24 protein-coding genes are annotated in these 25766 nt (G+C 55.7%); 8 read left to right on the forward strand and 16 right to left on the reverse strand.

The genetic code is table 11. The features are described 5' to 3' along the window. Positions 1-15: 15 nt before the first annotated feature. Both cobT and ACOVRA_RS16060 read right to left on the reverse strand, forming a co-directional pair. A complete protein-coding gene (gene cobT / locus ACOVRA_RS16055) occupies positions 16-1947 on the reverse strand; it encodes a cobaltochelatase subunit CobT (protein ID WP_421721175.1) in 1932 nt (643 codons plus the stop codon). 69 nt (positions 1948-2016) lie between these two features. Continuing rightward, a complete protein-coding gene (locus tag ACOVRA_RS16060) occupies positions 2017-2202 on the reverse strand; it encodes a hypothetical protein (protein WP_421721176.1) in 186 nt (61 codons plus the stop codon). A 113-nt stretch (positions 2203-2315) separates the two neighbouring features. Between ACOVRA_RS16060 and ACOVRA_RS16065 the strand changes: the two genes are divergently transcribed. Continuing rightward, complete coding sequence (locus ACOVRA_RS16065; RefSeq protein WP_421721177.1) at positions 2316-3374, forward strand: DUF4062 domain-containing protein; 1059 nt, start codon at positions 2316-2318, stop codon at positions 3372-3374. An 86-nt stretch (positions 3375-3460) separates the two neighbouring features. On the opposite strand, the gene ACOVRA_RS16070 is transcribed toward ACOVRA_RS16065, so the two are convergent. The 8 genes from ACOVRA_RS16070 to ACOVRA_RS16105 all read right to left on the reverse strand — a co-directional run bounded on the left by ACOVRA_RS16070 (position 3461) and on the right by ACOVRA_RS16105 (position 11829). Continuing rightward, positions 3461-5662: a 3-hydroxyacyl-CoA dehydrogenase NAD-binding domain-containing protein gene (locus tag ACOVRA_RS16070; RefSeq protein ID WP_421721178.1), complete on the reverse strand. Its 2202-nt coding sequence runs from the start codon at positions 5660-5662 to the stop codon at positions 3461-3463. A 100-nt stretch (positions 5663-5762) separates the two neighbouring features. Next, positions 5763-6974: an acetyl-CoA C-acetyltransferase gene (locus ACOVRA_RS16075; protein ID WP_421721179.1), complete on the reverse strand. Its 1212-nt coding sequence runs from the start codon at positions 6972-6974 to the stop codon at positions 5763-5765. Between the two features lie 16 nt (positions 6975-6990). Further along, entirely contained in the window at positions 6991-7428 is a 438-nt protein-coding gene (locus tag ACOVRA_RS16080) for a PaaI family thioesterase (protein WP_298225892.1), read from the reverse strand. Continuing rightward, positions 7425-7874 (reverse strand): OsmC family protein, encoded by a 450-nt coding sequence (locus ACOVRA_RS16085; protein WP_298225893.1) that lies wholly within the window; start codon positions 7872-7874, stop codon positions 7425-7427. The genes ACOVRA_RS16080 and ACOVRA_RS16085 overlap by 4 nt, the downstream gene beginning before the upstream one ends. Further along, entirely contained in the window at positions 7871-8155 is a 285-nt protein-coding gene (locus ACOVRA_RS16090) for a hypothetical protein (protein WP_298225894.1), read from the reverse strand. The genes ACOVRA_RS16085 and ACOVRA_RS16090 overlap by 4 nt, the downstream gene beginning before the upstream one ends. After that, positions 8152-9315 carry an acyl-CoA dehydrogenase family protein gene (locus ACOVRA_RS16095; protein ID WP_421721180.1) on the reverse strand — a complete coding sequence of 388 codons (1164 nt, stop codon included), beginning with the start codon at positions 9313-9315 and terminating at the stop codon, positions 8152-8154. The genes ACOVRA_RS16090 and ACOVRA_RS16095 overlap by 4 nt, the downstream gene beginning before the upstream one ends. 110 nt (positions 9316-9425) lie before the next feature. Continuing rightward, positions 9426-11204, reverse strand: a complete 1779-nt coding sequence (locus ACOVRA_RS16100; RefSeq protein ID WP_421721181.1) for an acyl-CoA dehydrogenase C-terminal domain-containing protein — start codon at positions 11202-11204, stop codon at positions 9426-9428. A gap of 133 nt (positions 11205-11337) precedes the next feature. Next, positions 11338-11829, reverse strand: a complete 492-nt coding sequence (locus ACOVRA_RS16105) for a MerR family transcriptional regulator (RefSeq protein WP_290808683.1) — start codon at positions 11827-11829, stop codon at positions 11338-11340. A gap of 195 nt (positions 11830-12024) precedes the next feature. On the opposite strand from ACOVRA_RS16105, the gene ACOVRA_RS16110 reads away from it, so the two are divergent. From ACOVRA_RS16110 to ACOVRA_RS16130, 5 genes are all read left to right on the forward strand, one after another. Beyond that, positions 12025-12498, forward strand: a complete 474-nt coding sequence (locus ACOVRA_RS16110) for a hypothetical protein (protein WP_421721182.1) — start codon at positions 12025-12027, stop codon at positions 12496-12498. A gap of 38 nt (positions 12499-12536) precedes the next feature. Beyond that, complete coding sequence (tadA, locus tag ACOVRA_RS16115) at positions 12537-13013, forward strand: tRNA adenosine(34) deaminase TadA (RefSeq protein WP_421721183.1); 477 nt, start codon at positions 12537-12539, stop codon at positions 13011-13013. Between the two features lie 147 nt (positions 13014-13160). Further along, a complete protein-coding gene (locus tag ACOVRA_RS16120; protein ID WP_421721184.1) occupies positions 13161-13682 on the forward strand; it encodes a type II toxin-antitoxin system PemK/MazF family toxin in 522 nt (173 codons plus the stop codon). A gap of 227 nt (positions 13683-13909) precedes the next feature. Next, on the forward strand, positions 13910-14875 hold the full coding sequence (trxB, locus tag ACOVRA_RS16125; protein ID WP_421721185.1) for a thioredoxin-disulfide reductase: 966 nt from the start codon (positions 13910-13912) through the stop codon (positions 14873-14875). 224 nt (positions 14876-15099) lie between these two features. After that, entirely contained in the window at positions 15100-16161 is a 1062-nt protein-coding gene (locus ACOVRA_RS16130; protein WP_421721186.1) for a TerC family protein, read from the forward strand. A 61-nt stretch (positions 16162-16222) separates the two neighbouring features. Here ACOVRA_RS16130 and ACOVRA_RS16135 read toward each other — a convergent pair whose 3' ends face one another. Together ACOVRA_RS16135 and ACOVRA_RS16140 are read right to left on the reverse strand one after the other, a co-directional pair. After that, positions 16223-16441: a hypothetical protein gene (locus ACOVRA_RS16135; protein ID WP_421721187.1), complete on the reverse strand. Its 219-nt coding sequence runs from the start codon at positions 16439-16441 to the stop codon at positions 16223-16225. Continuing rightward, positions 16441-17451, reverse strand: coding sequence for a polyprenyl synthetase family protein (locus ACOVRA_RS16140; protein ID WP_421721188.1), 1011 nt, complete (start codon positions 17449-17451; stop codon positions 16441-16443). Before ACOVRA_RS16140 ends, ACOVRA_RS16135 begins: the two co-directional genes overlap by 1 nt. 172 nt (positions 17452-17623) lie before the next feature. Between ACOVRA_RS16140 and ACOVRA_RS16145 the strand changes: the two genes are divergently transcribed. Beyond that, positions 17624-18364 (forward strand): tRNA1(Val) (adenine(37)-N6)-methyltransferase, encoded by a 741-nt coding sequence (locus ACOVRA_RS16145; RefSeq protein ID WP_421721189.1) that lies wholly within the window; start codon positions 17624-17626, stop codon positions 18362-18364. Between the two features lie 85 nt (positions 18365-18449). Beyond that, positions 18450-19562, forward strand: coding sequence for an NADH:flavin oxidoreductase (locus tag ACOVRA_RS16150; RefSeq protein ID WP_290807819.1), 1113 nt, complete (start codon positions 18450-18452; stop codon positions 19560-19562). A 51-nt stretch (positions 19563-19613) separates the two neighbouring features. On the opposite strand, the gene ispG is transcribed toward ACOVRA_RS16150, so the two are convergent. From ispG to ACOVRA_RS16170, 4 genes are all read right to left on the reverse strand, one after another. After that, the gene (ispG, locus tag ACOVRA_RS16155; RefSeq protein ID WP_290807821.1) at positions 19614-20756 is read right to left on the reverse strand and encodes a flavodoxin-dependent (E)-4-hydroxy-3-methylbut-2-enyl-diphosphate synthase; all 1143 of its coding nucleotides are present in this window, start codon (positions 20754-20756) and stop codon (positions 19614-19616) included. Between the two features lie 174 nt (positions 20757-20930). Next, entirely contained in the window at positions 20931-21965 is a 1035-nt protein-coding gene (locus ACOVRA_RS16160; RefSeq protein WP_421721190.1) for a helix-turn-helix domain-containing protein, read from the reverse strand. A gap of 73 nt (positions 21966-22038) precedes the next feature. Beyond that, positions 22039-24300: a phosphoenolpyruvate--protein phosphotransferase gene (ptsP, locus tag ACOVRA_RS16165; protein WP_421721191.1), complete on the reverse strand. Its 2262-nt coding sequence runs from the start codon at positions 24298-24300 to the stop codon at positions 22039-22041. A 133-nt stretch (positions 24301-24433) separates the two neighbouring features. Beyond that, positions 24434-25678 carry an aspartate kinase gene (locus tag ACOVRA_RS16170; RefSeq protein WP_421721192.1) on the reverse strand — a complete coding sequence of 415 codons (1245 nt, stop codon included), beginning with the start codon at positions 25676-25678 and terminating at the stop codon, positions 24434-24436. Positions 25679-25766: the final 88 nt, after the last annotated feature.

Genomic DNA, 25766 nt, shown 5'->3' on the forward strand with positions numbered 1-25766 from the left:
ATCAAGCGACCTGTGTTAACGTACAGGTCGTGATCCCATGCGGCTGCCAGCCGTTGCGGCTGGTGCGGGGCTTGCTTTCGCTGGGCCAGATTTGCCGCGTGCCATTTTGGCGGCTTTGGGTTCTTCTTCGAACAATTCAGCCAGCTTATCGACAATCGCGCCACCCAATTGTTCGGCATCCACAATCGTCACGGCGCGACGATAATAGCGCGTCACGTCATGGCCAATGCCAATGGCGATCAGCTCCACCGGGCTATAATCCTGGATTTTGGCGATGGTGTCGCGCAAATGGCGTTCGAGATAGGCACCCGAATTGACCGACAAGGTGCTGTCATCCACTGGCGCGCCGTCTGAGATCACCATTAGGATGCGGCGCTGTTCGGGCCGCGCTAGCAGGCGATCATGCGCCCACTCCAAGGCTTCCCCGTCGATATTTTCTTTTAGCAGGCCTTCGCGCATCATCAGGCCCAGATTGCGCCGCGCCCGCCGCCACGGGGCATCTGCACTCTTATAAATGATGTGGCGCAGATCATTCAGACGACCGGGATTGGCAGGCTTGCCCGCCTTCATCCAGCTATCGCGCGACTGGCCACCCTTCCACGCCTTGGTGGTAAAGCCCAGAATCTCGGTTTTTACGCCACACCGCTCCAGCGTGCGGGCCAGAATGTCGGCACAGATGGCGGCAATCATGATCGGTCTGCCGCGCATAGAGCCTGAGTTGTCCAGCAGAAGCGTCACTACGGTGTCGCGGAAATTGGTGTCGTCTTCCATCTTGAAGGTGAGGGGGGCCAAAGGCTCGGTAACCACGCGGGACAGACGCGCGACGTCCAGCACGCCTTCTTCGAGGTCAAACTGCCAGCTGCGGTTCTGTTGCGCCATAAGGCGGCGTTGAAGGCGGTTGGCAAGCCGCCCGACAACGCCTTGCAATTGGGTGAGTTGGGCGTCGAGATAGCTGCGCAGACGGGCTAATTCTTCCCCGTCACAGAGATCTTCGGCACCCACGGTCTCATCAAAGCTTTTGGTATAGATTTTATAGGCAAAGCCATCGCCGTCGCCGGGCTTAAAGTTTGGCCGGACAGGCGTAGTTCCTTCATCGACTTCGCTATCGTCATCATCGGGCTGATCGCTATCATCGGCCTCGACGCGCACTTGCACATCTTCCTGCTCGCTGCCTTGCGAATCGCCGCGCTGGGTATCTTCCTGCTGCTCGCCGCCTTCTTCCTGCTGATCCTCATTCTGATTGGGATCAGGCGGTGGCTGGTCGGCACCATCTGGTTCTTCGCCATCTTCATCGGACGGATCAGGCTCTGCCCCCAATTCATCCCCTAGGTCGAGGTCGCGGATGAGATCGCGGGTGACTTCGGCAAAGGCCTTTTGGTCCGACAAGCGCTCGATCAGGCGATCAATTGTCTCGCCCGCCTTGGCTTGGACTTCATCGCGCCACAGATCGGCAATGCCGCGCCCGGATTCAGGCGGGGCAAGCCCCGTCAAGCGTTCGCGCAGCAACAGGCCCAAGGCATCGGCCAAGGGGGCTGTCTGCCGGTCCATCATGCGGGCATAGCCCTTTTTCTCGCACGTCTCGACCAAAGCCGCTGTCAGATTTTGCGCAACGCCCGGCATAGCCAAAGCGCCAATCGCCTCAATGCGGGCTTTTTCGGCCACTTCATACAGCGCTCGCGCACGCGGGCCTTCGGGCATAGCGGCAGTGTGGGCGGCTAAATCATGGTGAGCGAGGCGGAGCGCCGCCGCATCGGCATGGCCACGCAGACGCGAGACTTCTTGCTCACCCAAAGCGCGCGCCGGATGGGGCAAGCCAATGCGATTGCCCGATACGCTGGGCCCATCGGCAGAGAAGCTCACCTCCACCTCCTCGGTACGCGATAGGGCGCGTGCCGTATGGGTGATCACACGTTTGAAAACGTCTTGAGGGGTTTCTTTGCTCGCCATCGTAAGACTGACATAAGCCGGACCCGTAGGCCTGTCACGCCTCTATGTGCGTTGATTTCAGTGTGGGCGTCAGAGTTCGCCCTTTGCTCGCATGTCCTCAACGAAGCTACCCGGATAGAGCTTCATTTTGCTGGTGAGCGCGCGCATGGCTTCGAAGTCGAGTTTTTCTTTGGGCGGCGGTGATGCGGCTTCGGGTATCTCAGACATCGCATGATTGCCATCTTGACGTACGTTTGACTTCTTTCTCTTGGACATGTTCAGTTCTCATTCTAAAATTGATTGCTTTCGACACCATTTGTGTTTTTCTACCATAGAGAGAGTTTTGTTTATAGGGCATTAGCCTCCAGTTTTTGTTTGGAGAGATTTTAATGGACAAAAGGTATCTGATTTTTGTGAGTTCAACGTTTGATGATCTGCAAGAAGAGCGGCGAAAGGTTATGGAGCAAATCTTGAATATGGGCCATTTGCCCGTCGGGATGGAGCTTTTTCAAGCCAGCGATATCGACCAGTGGAGCTACATAAGCCAGCGTATCGCAGAGTGCGATTACTATGTTCTGATAGTCGGTGAAAGATATGGGTCGGAGGCAATAGATGGCATCAGCTTTACAGAGAAAGAGTTTGATTTGGCGATCCGCCTCGGTGTCCCAGTTTCCGCGCACTTAATTTCAGCACCCGCTCGGGAGACTTTGTCCCGATCAAAGGTAGAGTTTAGCAAGGAAGAAAAAGTCAACGCCTTCCGAGCAAAGTGTGAGAATGGCCGTGTAGTAAAATACTGGTCCAATGCGTACGAACTGGCGAATAACGTAGGTCAATCCCTGAATGAGCTTGTCAGAGTATATCCTCGTGTGGGTCTAGTTCGCGGAGATCAAGTTGCTTCGCCGCAGCTTGCCAATGAACTTGCTCGATTGTCAGAGGAAAACGCTGCCCTTAGAACTAGGATAGCAGAACTAGGAAATAATAATGAGGAATATTCCGCTAAGAACGTTAGGACCTACCTTTCTCATTCAGACTTGAGACTATTCTACGAAAATTTCTCAGTCGCTATTGGTGCTGCCGATCCGGTCCCAGTCCTTGAACTCATACTGCGCCTGTATAAGAAGTATCCGAACGGATTGGTTTTTGCGCAATTTTGTGAGGAAGCAGAAGCATTAGTTGGAAGAATTCACGATGGTAGTGGAATATTGTACGAACCCGCATTCGATTTGATCAATAAATTAGAGCCGTTAGAAGTCCTATCTGTATACACCAAGAGCGTATCGCGCGTTTCCGGTGTTCCCTCAGATATCTTCTTTGGGAGAATTGGTTTGGAGATAGTGCAAAGCTTCTACTCACCGTCTGATATATTGCAACCTACACCAAGAGAGGCTGCTCGGCTTGCTGAGAAAACCTACTTTGATCAAAGTACGCCACAAGATCCAATTTTCTGAGACCTTTCTATTGGTTGCCCCCCGCAAAACAAAAAGGGCCACCCATGGGGTAGCCCTTTCTGCAATCGTGAGAAGACAAAAGCCCCTTAAGCTGCCTTCTTGGCAGCCTCGCCGCCAAAGCGGCCATAGAAGGTTTCGCCGTTTTTCGCCATGTCTTTCAAGAGCTTGTTTGGCTTAAAGCGGGGGCCATATTTCTTAGCCAAGCGCTCGGCTTCGGCGACGAAATTGGCGATGCCAATGCCGTCCATGAAGCTGACGGTGCCGCCCGTGTAAGGGGCGAAGCCCCAGCCAAGGATGGAGCCGATGTCGGCGTCGCGCGGGTCGGTGATGACGCCTTCTTCAAAGCAACGCGCGGTTTCCAAGGCCTGACGATAGAGAAGGCGGTTCTTATATTCCTTCACCATGGCAGGATCGGCTTCATGCACTTTGGTTGCCACGACCGAGGTCAGGCCCGGCCAAATCGCCTTGGTGCCGTCTTCCTTATAGTCATAGAAGCCCTTCTTGTTCTTGCGACCAAAGCGGCCAAGGCCTTCCACCATTTCTTCGATGATCAATTGGCTGGGCGTCGCCACCCATTTATTGCCAAGGTCTTTTTTGGTTTGCTGGCCAACCTTATAAGCGAGGTCGAGGGCGACTTCGTCAGCCATCGACAAGGGCGGCACGGGCATACCGGTCATGCGGCCAACGTTTTCAATAATGGCTGGCTTAATGCCTTCGGCCAACATTTCCTGGCCTTCCTGCACATAGGTGCCAAAGCAACGGCTGGTGTAGAAGCCGCGGCTATCATTGACCACGATGGGGGTCTTTTTGATCTTCAAGACGTAATCGACGGCCTTAGCCAAGGTTTCTTGGGTGGTCTTTTTACCCATGATGATTTCAACCAGACCCATTTTGTCGACGGGGCTGAAGAAGTGGACACCGATGAAATTCTTGGGCCGCTTCGAAGCGGTGGCGAGGCTCGTGATCGGTAGGGTTGAGGTGTTTGAGCCAAAGACCGCATTGGGGCCCAACATGGCTTCTGCCTTTTGGGTCACATCGGCCTTGATTTCGCGGTTTTCGAACACGGCTTCGATCACGAGGTCCGACTTCTTGACGTGGGCATAGTCGGTGGTTGGCGTGATGAGGGCCAGAACGGCATCGGCCTTTTCTTGGGTCATTTTGCCGCGAGAGACCGCCTTGTCGAGCAGCTTCTTGGAGTAATCCTTACCCTTTTCAGCCGCTTCTTGGCTTTGGTCGATCAGCACGGTTTCAATGCCGGCCATCGCCTGCACATAGGCCACGCCTGCACCCATCATGCCGGCACCCAGAACCGAGACCTTCTTGATCTCATATTTGTCAAAGCCTTGTGGACGGTTTGCCCCCTTTGCAAGCGCTTGGGTCGACAAGAAGAGCGAGCGCACCATGGCTTTCGCAGAAGGGCTGGCCATATTTTTCAAGAAGTAGCGGGTCTCGATCCGCAGTGCCGCATCCATTGGCACTTGAATGCCTTCAAATACGGCGCTCATGATTGCCTTTTGGGCTGGATAATTGCTGTAGGTGGTTTTTGACAGCATCGCATTGCCGCCGACAAAGGCCATGCCACCACCGGGAGAGTAGGGGCCGTCCTTCACGCGATAGCCTTTAACGTCCCAAGGCGCGACGGCGGTCGGATTGGCCAGCACCCAAGCCTTGGCTGCTGCGACGGTTTCACCTGCTGGCACCACGGCACCCACAACGCCCTTTTTCAAGGCCTCTTGCGGGTTCATGCTGGCACCCTGCAACAGATGCGGCATGGCATTCATCACGCCGATCAGGCGCGGCAGGCGCTGGGTCCCACCAGCACCGGGCAGAAGGCCGACTTTGGCTTCTGGCAGGCCGAATTGGATCTTTGGATTGTCGGCCGCCACACGGTAATGACAGGCCAAAGCGATTTCGAGACCGCCGCCGAGTGCCAAGCCTTCCAGCGCACAAGCCACTGGCTTGCCGCAGGTTTCCAGCGCGCGCAGCGAACGGTTGAGGCTGAAGCCTTGTTCGAACGACTTCTTCAGCTTCTCATCTTCCGACAGTTTCTTGTCAGCATCCATGCTGCCGCCGCCGATTTCGCCAAGGTCAGCGCCGGCGCAGAAGCCATTGTCTTTGCCAGAGTAAAGCACGGCCCCTTTGATCGCGGCATTGCCTTTGATCTCAGCGACCAATTCGCCCATTTCCTTCATCACGCCACCGGTGATGGTGTTCATGGTCTTGCCGGGAACGTCGAACGCGATGTGCAACACGCCATCGGCATCGAGGTTGGTTTTGAAATTTTCCATAAGACTATCTCCAAAATTCAGGGTCTTGGCCTCGCCACAAGAATAGGCGATGGGCCAGCAAGCGGGCCGCTGGGCTGCCCGCGTCACAGGTCAGGTGGGCTTAAACCCGCTGGATGATGGTGGCAGTGCCCATGCCTGCACCGACGCACAGGGTGATGAGGGCTGTTTCCTTGCCGGTACGCTCTAGCTCATCGAGCACGGTGCCAAGGATCATGCCGCCAGTGGCACCCAGTGGGTGACCCATGGCGATGGCCCCGCCGCACACATTGATCTTGTCATGTGGGATGTTGAGGGCCTGCATGAAGCGCAAAACAACCGAAGCAAAGGCTTCATTGAGTTCATAGAGATCAATGTCTTCTGGCTTCATACCAGCTTTAGCCAGTGCCTTGCGGGCTACGAATTCTGGACCGGTCAACATGATCGAGGGCTCAGAGCCGATTGAAGCCATGGCGACAATCTTGGCGCGTGGCTTCATGCCAGTGGCCTTGGCCATTTTCTTGTTGCCGATTAAAACAGCCGAAGCCCCGTCCACAATGCCAGAGCTGTTGCCCGCATGGTGCACGTGATTGATGGCTTCCAGTTCAGGATAGCGCTGTTGAATGATGGCATCAAAGCCTGGCATCATGGTGCCTTGTGCAATGAAGCTTGCGTCCAGTGAAGCCAAGCTCTGCATGGTGGTGTCTGGGCGCATGTGCTCGTCATGGGCGAGGATGATCGCGCCCATTTGGTCCTTTACCGGCACGATAGACTTGGCAAATCGGCCTTCTTTCCAAGCAGTCGCCGCGCGCTTTTGGCTTTCAACGGCATAGGCGTCGACGTCATCGCGCGAGAAGCCGTATTTGGTCGCAATCGTGTCGGCACCAATGCCTTGGGGGGCGAAGTAGGATTTGATCGCGATCGATGGGTCAGACGCCCAAGCGCCACCGTCCGAGCCCATCGGCACGCGGCTCATGCTCTCTACGCCACCGCCAATGGCCATATCGGCTTCACCGGAGATGACTTTGGCTGCTGCCATATTGCAGGCTTCCAAACCCGAAGCGCAGAAGCGGTTGATCTGCACGCCAGCGGTGGTTTCCGCATAATCTGCATTCAGTACTGCGATGCGGGCAATGTCGCTGCCTTGCTCGCCTACCGGGCTCACGCAGCCTAGAACGACGTCGTCGACTTTCGAAGTGTCCAAATTGTTACGGTCCCGAATCGCCTGCAAGGCTTGGGTGGCAAGGCTCAACGCCGTTACTTCATGCAACGACCCGGTATTGCGACCTTTACCCCGTGGGGTGCGGACTGCGTCATAGATAAATGCTTCGGCCATTTTGGCGCTCCCTTTGTTATACGTCTGCTTTAATCTGCAAGGGCGTGATCGCCAAGGCAGAAGTGGCTTTGGCGGAGATTTTTCCCCGACAATCATAGAGGTCAGCTTCAGCGAACATGACGCTAGGACCCTTATTGGTGATGCGTGCGGCGACCTCAATCTTGCCGACCCGGACCGGGCGCAGATAGTGGACGTGCAAATCAATCGTGCTGGCAAAGCTTTTGGGCGCGACTTTCAACATCGCCATCATGCCCATCACGTCATCCAGCATGGCGGAGAGAAATCCGCCTTGAATATAGCCGGTTGGGTTGGCAAACTCAGGCTTGCCCGCAAATTCTACCCGTGCAGTTCCAGCCTTCACATCCATTTCAATCAGCTTGAATCCCAATGTCTGAGAGCTTTGCGACGGTTGCTTCATGCCGATGTCGAGGAAGGTTTGGGCGTGGTCGCTCATGCACCAATTCTCACGGGGCAGGCCAAGGAATTGCCAATATAGCAAGCCTTGTGCGCTTTGTGATGCAAGAGGTCGATGTCGGCGGCTCCTGGAATATTGTCACCACCCCAGCTGATTTTGGGGTTCAGCACGACCTCCACAAAGCGCTCAACGCCTGCGTCATCCTTGCCCAAAGTGCCGATTGGGGCATCCTGATAGCTATCGACGATAAAGCCAGCCTGTTTGGCAAAGGCCAAGAAGAACATCATGTGACAACTTGCGGTTGCTGCCACCACCATTTCTTCTGGGTCGGCCGCTGGCACCGTGTTGGAGGGCAAGGGCAGGGCAGTCGTGACCGCTATATCTACCCCGCCATCAAAGCTTGCCTGATGCGTGCGGGCATATTTGCCGTCTGTGAAGACAGCGCCCGCCCGTTCCCAAAGGATTGTGGCGGTATGTGTGCTCATGCCTTGGCACCATCCAGCAAAAGCTGGACTTCATAGGCCATCAAGCCTGTCGTCAATTGCTCAAACAAATAGGCGCGATGCTCGGGGACATTGTCTGCCTGCATGTCCTCAATCGTTTCTTGAAAGCTTTCAACGGCCAGTTGATTGATCTCGTCTTCGGTTGCGGCATGGGCCAAGGCCAAGCGGACCGAAAGCGCGCGCAGATTATCATCGCTCGGCTCTGGGTTGGCTTCGATCAGCGCGAGCGCGTCGGCAATGGCGGAATTGAGGGGGTCGTTCACAAGGTCCTCGCAATCAAAACTTTCATGACTTCGTTGGCACCGCCATAAATGCGCTGCACGCGGCTGTCGCGCCACATGCGGGCAATCGGCATTTCATTCATATAGCCCCAGCCGCCATGCAATTGCAGGCACTCGTCCATCACTTCATTTTCAACATCTGACACCCAATATTTCGCCATGCTGGCAGTGGCGGGGTCGAGTTTGCCTTCCATGAGCAATTCAACACAGCGGTCACAGAATGCACGCGCCACGGTGGCTTTGGTCTTGCACTCGGCCAGTTTAAACTGGGTGTTCTGGAAATCTAGGATCGACTTGCCAAAGGCCTTACGCTCTTTGACATAGGCGATGGTTTCGGTCAGCGCGCGCTCCATGCTGGCAACGCCCTGAATGCCGATTTGTAGGCGTTCGCTGGCCAATTGTTCCATCAGCTGGATAAAGCCCATGCCTTCAACCGGGCCTAAAAGATTGGACGTTGGCACACGCACTTCATCGAAGAACAACTCAGATGTATCCTGTGCATCTTGGCCGATCTTGTCCAAGTTGCGACCCCGGCGGAAACCCTCAACTTCTTTGGTTTCAACCACGATCAAGCTCGTACCCTTTGCCCCTTGGGTCGGGTCGGTCTTGGCGACGACAATGATCAAATCGGCGGTCGCACCATTGGTGATGAAGGTCTTGGAACCATTGATCACATAGTGATTGCCGCTTTTGACAGCTGTGGTCTTGATACCTTGTAAGTCAGAGCCAGCACCGGGTTCTGTCATGGCAATCGCGCCGACCAACTCACCCGAGGCCATTTTAGGCAACCACTTTTGCTTCTGCTCCTGGCTGCCATAATGCTTGATATAGGGGGCGATAATGGCGTTGTGCAAAGGCAGACCAAAACCATCAATGCCCATCGTGCCCATCACATCCATGATCACCGCTTCATGGCGGAAATCGCCGCCACCGCCGCCAAATTCTTCCGGCATCGACACACAAAGCAAGCCCGCTTCACCAGCCTTGGTCCACATCTCGCGATCAACAATCCCATTCTCCCGCCATTTCGCGCACGCTTCAGGCGGTGCTTCCTTGGCGAAGAACCCACGCACGGAATCTTCGAACATGGTGAGTTCTTCACTATCGCGCCAAACGGCTTTCGGCATGGTGATGGCTGTCATGGTGTTTCTCCCTTGAGTGTCGAAGCTTTGTTGTTGTTTGTTCTCCCCGGTGAACGGGGTTCGATCCGCGTAGGCCTTGTCCTCCGCTACGAAGCGGGGAAGGACAAGGATTAAAACTCCTCAGCGCTAAGCGCCATCACCGGCGCGGCACCCGTCTTGACCTTTGCCAAATGCCCGGCAATTTCGGGCAAGATACGGTCTACGAAATAGCGGCCGGTCTTGATTTTGGTGTCATAGAAGGGCTCGGTACCAGCCTTGGCATAAGCAGCCTTGGCCATCAGAGCCCACATATAGGCAAGGCCGGTTAGGCCAAACACATGCAGATAATCGTGGCTGGACGCCCCGGCGTTGTCAAAATTGCTCATGCCATTGGCCATCAGCCACATGGTGGCGTCTTGCAATTGCGCGCGGGCAGAGGCGAGGCCTGCGATGAAGGGGGCGAGATCTGCGTCGCCTTCATGTTCAGCTACGAAGGCGTCAATCTCGGCAAAGAAGGTCTGAATGGCGCGACCGCCATTAGCCGCCAGCTTACGACCGACGAGGTCGAGGGCTTGGACGCCATTGGTGCCTTCATAAATCATGGCGATTTTGCTGTCGCGCAGGAATTGGCTGGCCTGATAATGCTCGGTAAAGCCCGACCCACCATGCACTTGAAGGGCATCAGACGCATTCTTGTGGCCCTTGTCGGTCAAATAGGCTTTGAGGACGGGGGTTAGAAGGCTCATGTAATCGCCTGCCTTTTGGCGGACGGCTTCGTCAGGGCTCTTGTGCAAAAGATCGCCATAGAGTGCGGTCCAATACAGGAAGGCGCGACCGCCTTCGGTGTGGGCCTTAATGTCCATCAGCATGCGGCGGACATCTGGGTGAACCAGAATGTTGTCGGCGGGCTGGTCCGGCTCTTTCGGGCCGGTCAAGCTGCGGCCTTGGCGGCGATCCTTGGCAAAGGAGAGGGCGGCTTGATAAGCCGATTCACCCACTGCCATGCCTTGCAGGCCGACACCGAGGCGGGCCTCATTCATCATCACGAACATGATGGACAGGCCTTTATTGGGCTCGCCAATCAAATAGCCCGTCGCTTCTTCATATTGCATGACGCAAGTGGCATTGCCGTGAATGCCCATTTTTTCCTCGAGACCGACGCAGGTAACGGTATTGCGCTCACCCAAGCTGCCATCCTTATGGACGATGAACTTTGGCACGATGAAAAGCGAAATGCCTTTCACCCCAGCTGGCGCGCCTTCGATGCGGGCGAGGACCAAATGGATGTGATTGTCTGTCATCGAATGTTCGCCACCCGAAATCCAGATTTTTTGGCCAGAAATCTTGTAGGTACCGTCAGCTTGGGGGACGGCTTTGGTGCGCAATAGGCCTAAGTCCGTGCCGCAATGCGGCTCGGTCAAATTCATCGTGCCTGCCCATTCGCCGCTGGCGAGCTTTGGCAGATAGAGGTCTTTTTGTTCGTCTGTACCGCCTTCATGGATCGCCGAATAGCAGCCATGGGTCAGGCCCGGATACATGCCAAAGGCCATATTGGCCGACGAGGTCATTTCGCTATAGGCCATGTTCACAACATGGGGCAGGCCTTGGCCGCCATAGTTTGGGTCAGCGCTCAACAGCGGCCACCCCGCCTCAACCAGCGCATGATAGGCCTCGGTGAAGCCGTCTGGAACCGTGACTGTATTGTCTGGGTTCAGTTTGCAGCCTTGCTTGTCGCCAACCGAATTCAGCGGTGCCAAGACATTCTCGCAGAATTTTGCGCCTTCTTCGAGGATTTGGTCGCGCACATCCTTTGGCGCGTCCGCAAAACCTTCGAGGTTTGAGAAGCGGTCGAGCTTTAATACATCATCAAACAGAAACTTCATGTCGCGAATTGGTGCTTGATAGCCCATAATGTGTCTCCCTTAGTGGCCGTTAGCGGCTGGGGGCTTGTTAAAACAAACCCATCCAGCCGCTGGCCAAACCTTGTTTTTGTCGCAGTATTGTATGTTGAAGGGCCCTGAGCAGGCCTTGCCTTGGCTTTTTTTAAGACGCTTTTTCGTTGAGATAGGAGATGTCTTCACCATCGAGACGGGCGCGCGCGACCGCATCATAGGCCGAAGCTCCGGCAACAGCGAGATCGGCTGGAGCTTTCGCCAATTGCTCATTGAGCCATTGAACACCATTTTCTAAGGTCTCGATCGAACCAACAATGTCTTCACGCTGACGCTTCAAAAGCTCAATTTGCTTGATATATTTGTCATGCGTGCGCTGCATCTGGGTGCGTTGATTGTCGCCCAAATCATAGAGGTCGATCATTTCGCGGATTTCCGACAGGGAAAACCCGACCCGCTTGCCGCGTAAAATTAGCTTGAGGCGGGCTCGGTCACGCACCGAATAATGTCTGTTGAGGCCATCACGTGCCGGGCTAAGCAGACCCTTATCTTCATAGAAGCGCAGGGCGCGCGCTGTGGCACCAAATTCACGCGATAACTCGCCAATCGTCCAAACCCTGTTTTTCTCGGCTTGATCAGACATAAAAGACCTCCAGAGGTGACCTTGGAGTCGCATTTGGCTTACGTTTACGCACACGTCAAGTAAAATCTTGGTGTTACTGGCCCCACGGGATTGGGGAAATGCCTGCGCTGCTACCCCGCAGGGACGAACCCGCGTGCTTCTTCCGCAGCTTTACGCTTTGTTGCGCCGGCGAAATAAAGTTGTTGGAGCAAGTAAGTGGCGCGTAACAAGCGATTGAATTTGGTTTTAGCCTTTGGTGGGCTGGTAGTTTTAGCAAGTGTTTCGGCAGAAGCAGGGGCTTATCGCCGCCCGATGGATGCTGCCAATGTAGCGGCGCCCATCCCAAGCCAAGACGAATCTTCAAGCTATCAGGAACAAAATCGACACAATTCAAACCGTAGCCGTACAACCCCTTCCGGCTATCCGGCTGAAACCGACGTCAATTTTGCCTGGAATGGGATGGAGGGGCCAGCCTATGGTTATGGCTATACGCTCAATATGCCCGCAGACGGCAATTGGCGTTTCATCGAGCCGCGTTGCTATGGCAGCCGCACGGGGCAAGTCTGTGTCGATGGTCATTGGGTGCGCCGCAAACCAGGTCGGTGCGAAGAGGTGACCGCCCACAGTGTTCGGCGTGGCAACTATATCCGCATGGTGCCTCCAGGCCCCGTAGCCAGCTGCCGACGCTAAAGCTGGCTTCACGCAGCCGAACCGGCTAACAAAGCCTCATGTCAGAGGAACTGGATCAGGCGAACGATGCCTATTGGATGGGGCGGGCTTTAGAGCTGGCGGAGCGGGCGGCCCGTCTGGGCGAAGCCCCCATTGGTGCACTTGTCGTCGACAGCAAAACCCAAACACTGGTGGCTGAGGCTCATAATGAACCGATCACTTTGCATGATCCCTCGGGCCATGCAGAGATTTTGGCGTTGAGGCGGACAGGCATTGCCCTTTCTAATTATCGCTTAGCCCCAGACTTGACCCTGTATGTGACGCTTGAGCCTTGTACTATGTGTGCTGGGGCGATCAGTCATGCCCGTATTGCCCGCTTGGTCTATGGCGCTTCCGACGCAAAGGGCGGGGCGGTGGAGCACGGCGTGCGCTTTTTTGAGCAAAAAACTTGCCATTGGCGCCCAAAAGTCACGTCGGGCATCTTAGCCGAGCCGTGCTCTGAGATTCTCCGCAACTTCTTTCGGGCGCGGCGCTGATACAGCTCTTCCGTTTCAATTGGAGCGATTGGCTCAAACTTAATCCTGTTGATCTTGACTTAGTCATGCATTGGTTACTAATGGGTTGCATGGTGCGAGATGGCGTCGCTGCGAAGAGCTCGAGGCCGGAGAATTCTCTTACTTGGCATGTTCTTCCTAGTTTTGGGTTCAGATCAACGCGCCACAGGCTGGAATAGTAATCATCGTAACAAAAAATCAAATATTATTACAATCAATGATGTAGAGATAATTTTGGCCTTAGCATACCACCCAAAGCGGGGAACAATTGTTACCGCGGACTTTGATCAAGGTTTTCGGAAACCAGAAATGGTCAAGCGAAGACTTTGCGTTGTTATGTCGCCGCCCATTCAGGCTCGGGTGGGGCTCTGTACCATTGTGCCGCTCAGCACCAGTGTGCCAGATCCAACTCAGGGCTATCATTACAGATTAGACGTCCCGTTCCCACTGCCTGAACCCTGGGGAAATATCCCCCGCTGGGTAAAAGGTGATATGATCTGCGCTGTAGGCCTTTATCGGTTGGATTTATTGCGCTTGGGCAAAGACTTAAATGGCAAGAGGATTTACCAAATGGGCAAGCTTTCTGACACACATATGAAGGCCATAAGCAATTGCGTGCTCTACGGCCTTGGTCTTCCCCCTTTGACTTAGGGGCGTTAGCGGACTACACTTCGATTGTGGCGGCTCTGTCTCGGCATCCGTATTAAGACCCTACCAAGGGCCATTGGCCAAGAAGAGATAAGCAATCTTTTGGCCAGTGTTGTAAAGCCCTCCAGCGAAAGCTGGGGGGCTTTTGCTTTTCTGGGCGCTCTATGGACTGAAGGGCTCTTCTTATTCCTGAGGGGAATCACTAGATAGGTGTGCTCAAGGAGCCCCTTATGTCAGAAACTCGCCACGCCCCCGTCCTCATCATTGGTTCTGGGCCTGCCGGCTATACAGCCGCCATCTATGCCGCCCGTGCCATGCGCCAGCCTGTGCTGGTCGAAGGACCCCAACCCGGCGGGCAGCTGACGATTACGACTGAGGTCGAAAATTATCCGGGCTTTGCGGACGTTATCCAAGGGCCCTGGCTGATGGAGCAAATGCGCGCGCAAGCTGAGCATGTTGGCACTCAGATCATTTCCGATTGGATCATGGAAGTCGATCTGACCAGCCGCCCCTTCAAGGCGATTGGCGATGGAGGCCAAGTCTATACCGGCGATACGTTGATCATTGCGACCGGCGCGCAAGCCAAATGGCTGGGCCTGCCCGAAGAACAGGGCTTGTGTGGCTTTGGCGTCTCGGCGTGCGCTACCTGCGACGGCTTTTTCTATCGCGGCAAGGAAGTGGTGGTCATCGGCGGCGGCAATACCGCAGTTGAAGAAGCGCTGTTCCTGACAAATTTTGCCAGCAAAGTGACGCTGGTGCATCGCCGTGACGAATTGCGGGCTGAGCGTATCCTGCAAGACCGCTTGTTCGCCCATCCCAAAATCGAAGTAGTTTGGGATAGTGCGGTGGAAGAAATCCTGTCCGATCCTGAGCCCAAATCGGTGACCGGTGTGCGCCTGAAGAACCTAAAGACCGGCGTGCTTTCAGACTTGCCAGCTCATGGGGTGTTTGTTGCCATCGGTCATAAGCCTTCGACAGATTTGTTTGTCGGCAAAGTCGCCATGCGCGATAATGGCTATATTATCGTAGAGCCCGGCACCACGCGAACCAATGTGGCTGGCGTGTTTGCTGCAGGCGATGTGGCGGATGAAACCTATCGGCAAGCCGTCACCGCGGCAGGTCTGGGCTGCATGGCTGCTTTGGAAGCTGAGCGCTTTCTAGCCGAGCACGGCCAAGAGGCAGTTACGACCGCCTGATTTTGCTTGCCTTAGGAAACGTACTTTCTGGCGCAAGGTCCTTCACGGCCTTGTGAAGCGCCTATGCGGTGAATTCACATCTAAGTGCCTTGTGCATCTGGGTCAGAGCCCCATATGCAGCCCACTACCGCAGTCCGGGCCCCTCTGGCGATCAAGGCGTTGATCGTGATGTCGGATTGATTGTTCTCGCGGAAGACGCAGCCAAGATGAGGGGACCGGGGCCAATGGATGCCTTGCCTTTTTTAACCGCCGTTTACGCGGGCCAGCCGATTTGGCTGTGGCTCGCCTTTTTGTCGTTCATCGGTTTCTTGTTGTGGCTTGACCTTGGGGTCATCAACAATAAGGACGGGGTGGTTTCGGCTTCGAAATCTGCCAAAATGTGGGCCGCTTTCGCCAGCCTTGCTGTCGCGTTCGGGGCTTATGTCTATTTTGTCTACGAGCCCGATCCAAAATATTACAACAGCCCGGATAATCTCAACCAACAAGCAGTGATCCAATATTTCACTGGCTATTTGCTGGAAACAGCCTTGGCCTTTGATAATATTTTCGTCATCGGCATGATCTTCACCTTCTTTGCCGTACCGCGCGAATATCAGCACCGTGTGCTGTTCTGGGGTATCATCGGTGCCATCGTGTTCCGGGCGATCTTCATCAGCTTGGGTTCTGCCGTGGTGAATGAATTCACCTGGGTGCTCTATATCTTCGCCGCCTTCTTGATCTTTACCGGATATAAAATGCTTTTCGGTGGCGATCATGAGATGAAGCTCGAAGACAATCCTGTTTTGAAGTTCATCAAGAAGCGCATGCGCGTGACTGAGACGATTGAAAACCACAACTTCTTCGTCAAAAAGCCGCATCCAGATGGTTCAGGCAAACTGGTTCTCTGGGCCACGCCTTTGTTCTTGGCCTTGATGATGGTTGAAATCGTCGACATCATTTTTGCCGTCGACAGCGTGCCTGCGATCTTCGCCGTCACCCGTGACCCGTTCATCGTCTACACCTCCAATATCTTCGCGATCTTGGGGCTGCGCTCGATGTATTTCATGTTGGCTGAAGCGGTCGAACGCTTCAAGTATCTGAAATATGGCCTGTCGCTGGTGCTGGTTTTGATCGGCTGTAAGATCATCTGGAACTTCGGTCTGTCGAAGGAACTGAAGATGGTACCTTACATGGAACCACATTGGTCGCTGATTGCCACCTTGGTTCTGTTGGGTGGCTCGATTGGCTATTCCTTGTGGAGGACCCGCAAGGTCGCCCCCAAGACGGACGTCAAACCAGCCGAGTAAGCACTCTGGCCTTGACCCAAATAAAGAAGGGCGGGACTGAATGGTCCCGCCCTTTTTGTTGTCAGAAATCAGAAGCTGGATTGGCCTTGGACGGCAAAGGACTGTCGCAGCCTCGAGTGCGGTGACAAACCTCTTTGTTCGGCTCTTGAATGCTTTCAATCAGCATCACCGTAAGGACCATGATCAGGACGAGAATGGCGACTATGGCTTCAAAGCTGATGGGCATGGCGGCTCGAATTTCAGCCAGCCATTTCTTCCAAGGGCTGCCGTCCTCGACCATTAGTTCAAGCGTGCGACGACATAATCTGCAAGATTGGCCAAAAGCGCTGGGATGACCCCTTCGGGCAAGCGGGCGAGGGCCACCTTCGCTTCGGTAATATGGCCACGGGCTTCATCTAACGTGGCTTCTACGGCCCCGCGCAAGCGCATCGTCTGGATAGCAAAAGCTAGATCTTCATCCTGGTGCTTGCGCGCCAGAACCCGTTGCCAGAACAAACGCTCTTCGCCCTGGGCGCGCTCTAACGCAATGATCAAGGGGAGGGTCGCTTTGCCTTCGCGGAAGTCATCGCCGGTATTCTTACCCAGGCTTTGGGTCAGGCCACCATAATCCAACGCGTCATCGACCAATTGGAAGGCAAGGCCCAGCTTAAGGCCGAAAGTTGCGAGTGCATCTACCATCTCATCGGGAGCGCCTGCGGTGATCGCACCGGCCTCACAAGCTGCAGCAAACAAGGCAGCGGTCTTGGCTTCGATTACTTGATAATAGCGCTCACGGCTGGCTTCGCCGCGGTTGGTGGTGGCAAGTTGCAAGACTTCCCCCTCGGCAATCGTGCTGGCTGCCTTGGCCAGAATGTCCAGCACGCGCAAAGAACCCGTCTCAACCATCAGATTGAAAGCGCGCGCGAACAAGAAGTCGCCAACCAGAACGCTGGCCTTATCGCCCCAAATCAGATTGGCCGCGCGCTTGCCGCGCCGCAGCGAGGAGCCGTCGACCACATCATCATGCAGCAAGGTAGCTGTGTGAATGAACTCAACAGCCGTTGCGAGCTTAACCGCAGGCTCTCCGCCGCCGCCGCAAGCACTCGCTGCAGCCAAAGTGAGAAGGGGCCGCAGACGTTTACCACCGGCATCAACCAAATGGTGGGCCACATCTGGGATAAGACCAACAGGGCTGTCCATCCGTGCTGCGATTTCAGCTTCAGTCGCAGCCAATTCTGGTGCCAACACGGCCGCGAGCGCTTCGGTCGGATTAACCGACACGGCATCAACTGGGCGGGTGGTCACATTCACGACAGCTTGTTCCTTATAAGTCTTTTATTTCCATGCCCTCTTGAGGGGGCTTGGGTCAAGCATGCGCTGCTTCCAACCTTGGCGTTCAAAACAGTTTAGTTGACAGAGACCAGATTTACCGTCTCAACCAAGCGACTGCAAACGTATTTTGGATACATATTCGGACGCTCGTATGATCGAAACAACTCATGATATATTCCTGAAGGGAGCTTTGACCATAGAGCAACCCAGCAAGGGTTATCGCGCGGGTACGGATGCTGTTCTCTTGGCCGCGGCGGCCGCTGCAATTCCAGCCCGGAAGGCACTCGAAGCAGGTTGTGGGGTAGGTACGGCGCTGCTGAGCCTCGCATCGTTGCGCGCCGATTCGACGCAGGAGTTGACGGGGCTTGAGAAAGACGCGGCGGCTTGGTCGCTCGCTGTCGCAAATGCTGGACGTAATCACGTGCAAGGGGCCGTGAAGTTTGTGTTAGGCGACGTTCTAGCCCCGGACGAGGGCCTAATCAGCCAATTTGACCTCGTGTTTTCCAATCCGCCTTATTTCGATGATGATCAAGCGATCCGTGACCCCGATGCGTCGCGCCAAGCGGCCTACATATTAGGTGCACCCCTCGATGCCTGGATCAAGGGCATGCTGGCCATGGCAAAGCCGAAAGGCCGGTTCTTGATGATCCATCGAGCAGACCGTCTGCCGGATATTCTGGCAGCACTTCGCGGCAAAGCTGGCGACATTGGGGTTTGCCCGGTCCGTCCACGCGCGGGCGATCCGGCTAAGCGGGTGCTGGTGTCAGCTCGCAAAGGGTCTCGTGCGCCCTTGCGCCTTTTGGCTGGGATAGACATGCACCCACCAGTCGGGGAGGGGCGGTTTAGCGCTGCTTATCAGGCAATTTGCGATGGCGCGGTCTTAGATGTCTAGACCTAACCGCCACTTCATCGTAACCCCTAATTCGAAGCGGCAAGCCGATACAAAAGCCGTGTAATGTAAGTGCTCAGGAGTGACTATGACCGACGTGTCTGCTTTGTTTCAGCCCCTCACCATTCGCGGTGTGACGATCCCCAACCGTATCGCGATGGCACCCATGACGCGTTCCTTCTCGCCCAATGGCGTGCCAGGGCAGAATGTCGCCGATTATTATGCGCGCCGGGCGGCAGCAGATGTTGGCCTCCTGATCACCGAAGGCACTGTCACAGACCGCAAGGGTGCCTCTAACGACGCCAATGTGCCTCGTTTTCATGGCGCAGACGCTTTGTCCGGCTGGGCAAAGGTCGTTGAAGATGTCCACGCACAAGGTGGTAAGATTGCGCCGCAAATTTGGCACCAGGGCATGATGCGCAAGCCCGGCACAGGCCATTATCCCGACGCGCCAACCGACAGCCCCTCGGGCCTCACCCACACAGGCAAGTCCGTTCTGCCAGTGCCGACCACTGAAGAAGTCTGGGATATGGTGCAGGCCTATGCGCGTGCCGCAGGCGACGCGGCTAAACTGGGCTTTGATGCCATCGAAATCCATGGTGCGCATGGCTATTTGATCGACGAATTCTTTTGGGATGTGATGAACGCGCGTACTGACCGTTATGGTGGCTCTTTGCCCGAACGGGCGACCTTTGCCGCTGAAATCGTTGCCGAGTGCCGCAAGCAAGTGGGGCCAGATATGCCGATCATCTTGCGCTTTTCGCAATGGAAACAGCAAGATTACACGATCAAATTGGCCCATACGCCCCAAGAGCTTGAAGCCTTCTTAGCCCCCATCGTGGCCGCCGGGGTTGATATGCTGCATTGCTCGCAGCGCCGCGTTTGGGAAGCAGAATTCCCCGATGTCGATGGCGAAAATGGCCTCAATTGTGCGGGCTGGACTAAGAAAGTCACCGGTGTGCCAACCATCACCGTTGGTTCTATTGGCTTGTCGAGCGATTTTGCGGGTTCTTTCCGCGGAGAGGGCTCTGCCAAAGCGCCACTCGATGACGTCGTCCGCCGCTTAGAAAAGGGCGAGTATGACATGGTGGCTATTGGGCGGGCTTTATTGCAAGATCCCGAATGGGCCAAGAAGGTCAAAGAAGGCCGTACCGATGATCTGATGGATTATGACGGCAAGGCACTGGCGACCTTGTACTAAGTCTAAACCGATTGATGAGGGCCTGTTCCTGAAGTTCAGGCCCTTTTTCAATTAAGTCGCGGCAGCGAGCTCTTCTTCCGCTTTCGCCGCGCGCATCTCTTCGGCTTTGGCTTCCACCAACTCCACAATATGGTCAATCATGCCATCGTTGGAGAGTTTATGGTGCGCTTTGCCGGCCATATAGATCATGCCCGCACCCTTGCCGCCACCGGTAAAGCCCAGATCTGTATAAAGCGCTTCACCGGGGCCATTGACCACACAGCCAATGATCGACAGCGAGATTGGCTCGGAAACATGCGACAGTCGGCTTTCCAAAGCCTCCACCGTGCGGATGACGTCAAAGCCTTGGCGGGCACAAGATGGGCACGCGATGATGTTCACGCCGCGCGTGCGCAGGCCGAGGCTCTTGAGAATATCATAGCCGACGCGCACTTCCTCTTCGGGCTCTGCCGACAAGGACACGCGGATCGTGTCACCAATCCCAGCCCAGAGGAGCGAGCCAATGCCAATGGACGACTTCACGGTGCCCGAGCGCGCTGCCCCCGCTTCGGTAACGCCTAGGTGCAGTGGGCAATCAATCGCTTCAGACAAGGCTTGATAGGCCGCAACCGTCAGGAAGGTATCCGAGGCTTTGACCGAGATTTTGAATTCATGAAAGTCGAGGTCTTGCAGAATGCGTGCATGGTCTAGCGCGCTTTCCACCATGGCCTCTGGGCAAGGCTCACCATATTTTTCGAGCAAATCAGCCTCAAGCGAACCGGCATTCACGCCAATGCGGATTGAGCAGCCATTGTTGCGGGCGGCACTGACCACTTCGCGCACCCGTTCGGCTGAGCCAATATTGCCGGGATTAATGCGCAAACAGGCAGCGCCTGCTTCAGCGGCTTCAATCGCGCGCTTATAGTGAAAGTGGATATCCGCCACGATCGGCACCTGTGCTGCACGCACAATGGTTTTGAGCGCAGCGGTAGACTCAACGTCGGGACAAGAGACGCGGATAATGTCGACACCGACTTCTTCACAACGGCGGATTTGGTCGATTGTCGCCCCAGCATCTGGCGTTGGCGTATTGGTCATGGTCTGCACGCTGATTGGCGCATCGCCACCGACGGCCACTTTACCCACCATGATCTGGCGTGACTTGCGCCGCACAATGGTGCGCCAAGGGCGGATATGTTCCAGACCAGTCGCCACGTCGTAACCTCTTGTTTCTCGCAGTTTATCAGGGCTCGTTCAGCATGAAGCTAGCCGGCCAGCTGTTGGGATTGGAACCATCAGACAGGCCAGACCGTCAACCACACGCCAAAGCGTACAGAAAACTATAGGACGGCTTTGATAGAAGTTCCAGTCACGTGCCTGTGCGGCACCCTATTGGGCGGCAGGGCTGGTGGCTTTGGCTGGTGCAGGTGATGCCGTCGCTGGTGTGGCAGTAGCTGTTACAGCTGGACCAGGCGCGGTGGTAACAGGGCTTGCCCCATTTGGGGCCACAGATTGGGTTGCCGCTGGCTGATCCTTAGCCTGTTGCGCGGCTAGCTTTGCAGCTTCTTCCGCAGCCAAAGCGGCAGCTGCTTCGGCTTCAGCTTTTGATTTTGCAGTCGCAATCGCTTCAAAATCAGGCACGCGCCAATTGACAACTTTCTTGCCGGCTTCACCAATCACGACCGTCTGGCCATAGCCACTGGCTTCTAGCACGCCGCCAAAGGGTGAGGAGACGAACCAGCGCCCCAAGCCATCGGTAGAAATGCTTTCGTCCTTGCGAAGGATCCGATCGGTGACTAGGGCACCGTCCTCGCCGCGCAATGTCACGCGCACATCTTGCAAAGCTTTCAGGGTTGAAAGCGGTTGTACATCGGCCGTGGCTTGTACCGGGCCCTTCGGCTGGGCTTCGGCCCATGCCTTGATCTTCTCATCAGGTGGCGCAACCACGTCCACGGGCTGAGGCTTAATCGCGTGCAAGCTGGCCCACACAATTAGCCAACCCAATAGCGCGAGCGCCACAACCGCACCGGCAGGCGCAACAAATTTGGACGGCTGCGTAGCAATCTCGGATTCGCGGCGGCGCTGCACAGGCTCCCACGCGTCGCGGAATTCGCTGACAAGGCCGTCGCAATCGACAAGGCCTAACAGCTCTCCATAAGCGCGCACATAACCAAGGGCATAGCCAAGTCCGGGCAACTTCTGGAATTGCATGGATTCAATCGCGGCGACCTGCTCTGGCTTTAGCTTGAGGGCGGCGGCAACTTGATGGATGGACAATTCTTGATCGCGGCGAGCGGCTTGCAAACGAGCCCCTGGACCGTCCGCATCAGGATTATCGACTGAGCCCACCAGACGCAAATGTCCACGCCCCGAATGGAGCGCTTTGGCTGCGTCTAACGTGCGTGCGGCCTCTGCCGGACTCATCGTGTCAATCCTTAATCTTAGGCCATACCACAGTGCGGCCATTTGGTTTAAAAACTCTTAGCGTTATTTCGTGTCAATTTACTACAACGCTGTGTGCTTTTGCATAGTCTTTCAGTGCATTGCGAAGGTGCACGTCACCTTTACGCAACAAAGACGTCAAGGTTTTGGAGAAATCTTCCCCATCAAGGGACATCAGCATTCTTTTTACCGGCCCGATTCCCCCAGCAGGCATGGAAAGCCTTGTAAAGCCTAGGCCGATCATCGCCATGGCTTCGAGGGGGCGACCGGCATGTTCGCCGCAAATCGAGATCGGAGTTTGCCCCGCGCTGTCGCGAATATGCTTTAAAAAGGTGAGCGCTGGACGAGATAGAATATCATAGCGATCGGCCACTTTGGCGGTGCCGCGGTCAGCAGCAAAGAAGAATTGCATCAAATCGTTAGTGCCGATCGATAGGAAGTCAGCATGCTCGGCAATCGAGGCAGTGTCCCAAGCCAAAGCCGGAGCCTCAATCATCGCACCCGTCTCTACCCGCGTTGGGCCTAGGCGACCATTAGCACGCGCCCAAGCCAATTCTTTCTCGAGGAGCTCACGGGCGCGATGGAACTCATCCACCACAGCCACGAGTGGAAACATCACGCGCAATAGGCGGCCTTCGGCAGCGCGAACGAGCGCCCGCAATTGGTAGCGCGACAGACCAGGACGATCGAGGCCCATGCGGACAGCGCGCCAGCCCATGGCGGGGTTTTCTTCCCGCTCGGTCGGCATATAGGCCGCGACTTTGTCGCCACCGAGGTCCAGCGTCCGAAAGGTCACGGGCCGACCTTGGGCGAGGTCGAGCGCTTCGGTGTAAAGGGCGGTCTGTGCATCAAGACGGGGCAAAGAGTCCGCGATCATAAATTGGAATTCGGTGCGATAGAGACCAACGCCGCTGGCCCCGGTGGTTTCCAATTGCTCTAGATCTATGGCGAGGCCCGCATTCAGCAACAATTGGATGGTTTGGCCATCACGGGTTTTGCTAGGCAAATCCTTCGTGGAAGCAAACAATTCCTGTTCTGCGCTTTGGGCTTCAAATCGACTATGCAGCGCCTGCGACACCATTCTATCGGGCCGCAAATAAGCTTGCGCTTCATTGCCATCGACAATGATCGTGTCGCCGGCCTCAACCCGCGAGAGCAAATTGGGCAGTTGGCCCAACATTGGAACCCCCATCGCCTTGGCCACGATGGCCGCATGGGAGGAGGGGGAGCCTTCTTCCAGCAAAATGGCCTTGATGCGCCCACGCCCATATTCGAGAAGCTCGGCAGGACCAATGTCGCGGGCCACCAGAATAGAATCCTCCGGCGCTTCCTTTCGGTCACCGGCATCACCCGACAAATAGCGCAGCAGGCGGTTATCCAGCTCTTCCAAATCGTGCAGGCGGTCGCGAATATAGCCGTCCTTGGCGCTGGTCATGCGCGCGCGGTGTTCGGAACGAACTTGTTCGACCGAGGCTTCTGCCGTCAGGCCGTTTTTCACCCCATCGCGCAGCCGTCTCTCCCACGAACGATCTTGGCTGAGCAGGTGAAAGGTTTCGAGCACTTCAAACGAGGTACCGCCCAAAGTCTGCACATCCCCCGCCAAAAGCGCTTCAAGGCCCGACCGCAATTTGGCCAAGGCTTCATCAAGGCGTTGTTCCTCGGCCACGGGATCGTCAGACAGATAGCGCGTCGGCTCTACATCGGGATCGTGTAACAGCGCTTGCCCCGAAGCAAGCCCACGTGAATAGGCTTTGCCCTTGAGTGTTTCAGGCGTCGTCGGTTTGATCTGAAACTCTGAAAGCGCTCCGGTAAGGTCTTCCACCGACACGATTTCAGCCAGCACAGTGGCAATCAGTTGCAGCGCTTCGATTTCGTCATCTTCATAGGTGCGGGCATAGCGGTTCTGCACCACCAACACCCCGACAACCCGGCCGCTGCGCAAGACGGGCACACCCATGAAGGATTGAAACGGGTCTTCCCCTGTTTCCGGGCGATAGGAAAAGCGGGGGTGTTTCGGAGCATCCGCCAAACTAATCGGCTCGACCCCTTCCGCCACGAGGCCAACAAGGCCTTCACCAGCCTTCATCCGTGTGCGGTGGATTGCGTCTCGCGAGAGCCCCTCAGTCGCGAATAATTCTAATGATCCGTCGGAGCGCCGAAGGTAAATTGAGCACACGTCTGCTACCATCGTCGTGCCGATTTGCGCGACGATCCGGTCTAAGCGGGTCTGGGTGTCGACGTCCTGTACCATGACATCGCGTAGGCGACGCAATAGAACGCGTGACCCCCCCGCATTGCCAGAAGAAACAGGGCTCATTCACTTCCTCGAAACGGTGCGGTGTGGCACCCCGCACACGCAGGACCACACCATAAGTCGCCTTCCTCATACAAGAGAAGGGATAAACTGTCCTTCAAAGCGACAGCATTTTTTGCCGCAAGCTGCACAAAACTTAGGCAGCGTCGAGCCCATAGGCCGTATGCAGCGCCCGTACCGCCAATTCCGTGTAGGAGCTGTCGATCAGAACCGAGATTTTGATCTCCGATGTGGCGATGTTCTCAATATTGATCCCCTTCTTTGAAAGGGCATCAAACATGATGCGTGCAACACCCACGTGCGAACGCATGCCGACGCCAATCACGGAGACTTTTGAGACGTCTTTTTTGACCTCAACCTGCTCAAAGCCAATTTGCTCTTGTGCGGCACTCATCAGCGCCATGGCGCGATCGGCTTCCCGCTCTGGCACGGTAAAGGTCATATTGACCGCCCCTTCAGTGCGGGAAGGGGCTTGGACGATCATGTCCACGTTGATGTTGGCTTCGGCCAAGCGACCAAAGATATCGGCGGCAACGCCTGGGTGATCCTGCAAAGCTTTCAGCGACACTTTGGCTTCGTCGCGCGAATAGGCGATGCCCGACACGATTTGCTTTTCCACAATTTCATCCTCATCACAGACCAAAGTTCCAGGGTTTGGCTCACCGGGTTCAACAAAACTCGACAACACGCGTACGGGCACACGTTTGGCCATGGCCAATTCTACCGAACGAGTTTGCAAGACTTTCGCCCCGAGCGAGGCCATTTCGAGCATTTCCTCATAGGAGATTTTTTCAAGGCGTTGGGCCTTGGGCACCATGCGGGGGTCGGTCGTGTAGACGCCGTCCACATCGGTATAAATATCGCAGCGCTCTGCCTTCAGCGCGGCTGCTACAGCCACGGCAGAGGTGTCTGACCCGCCCCGACCCAGAGTCGTGATGCGGTCTTCTTCGGTCACGCCTTGGAAGCCTGGGATCACGGCCACTTCGCCGGCATCAATGGCAGAGGCGACTTCATCGGCATCAATATCAGAAATACGGGCAGAGCCATGGGCGGAGCTGGACGCGACGCGGATTTGCCAGCCCTGCCATGAACGGGCGGGAATTCCCATGCTGCGCAGGGCCAGCGCCAATAGGCCCGTTGTGACTTGCTCGCCCGTAGCGACCACCACATCATATTCATCGTCGAATAATTCTGGTGGCAGGCCTTCGCCGGCTTGGCGCGAAAGTTCAACCAAGCGATTGGTCTCACCCGACATGGCCGAAACCACCACGGCAATCCCGTGCCCTGCTTGACGCTCAGCACTCACCAAGCGCGCAACGCGGCGGATACGTTCGACGTCTCCCACAGAGGTTCCACCAAACTTCATCACCAGACGCGACATGCTTCTTTGCTCCTCAGCTATGCCATTAGACGCAGAAATCTGCTGTTACAAACAGACGATGGCTCTCGACGCGCGCGCTCATCGCTCT

The organism is Aquidulcibacter sp. (assembly GCF_049239865.1).
GTDB lineage: Bacteria > Pseudomonadota > Alphaproteobacteria > Caulobacterales > Aquidulcibacteraceae > Aquidulcibacter.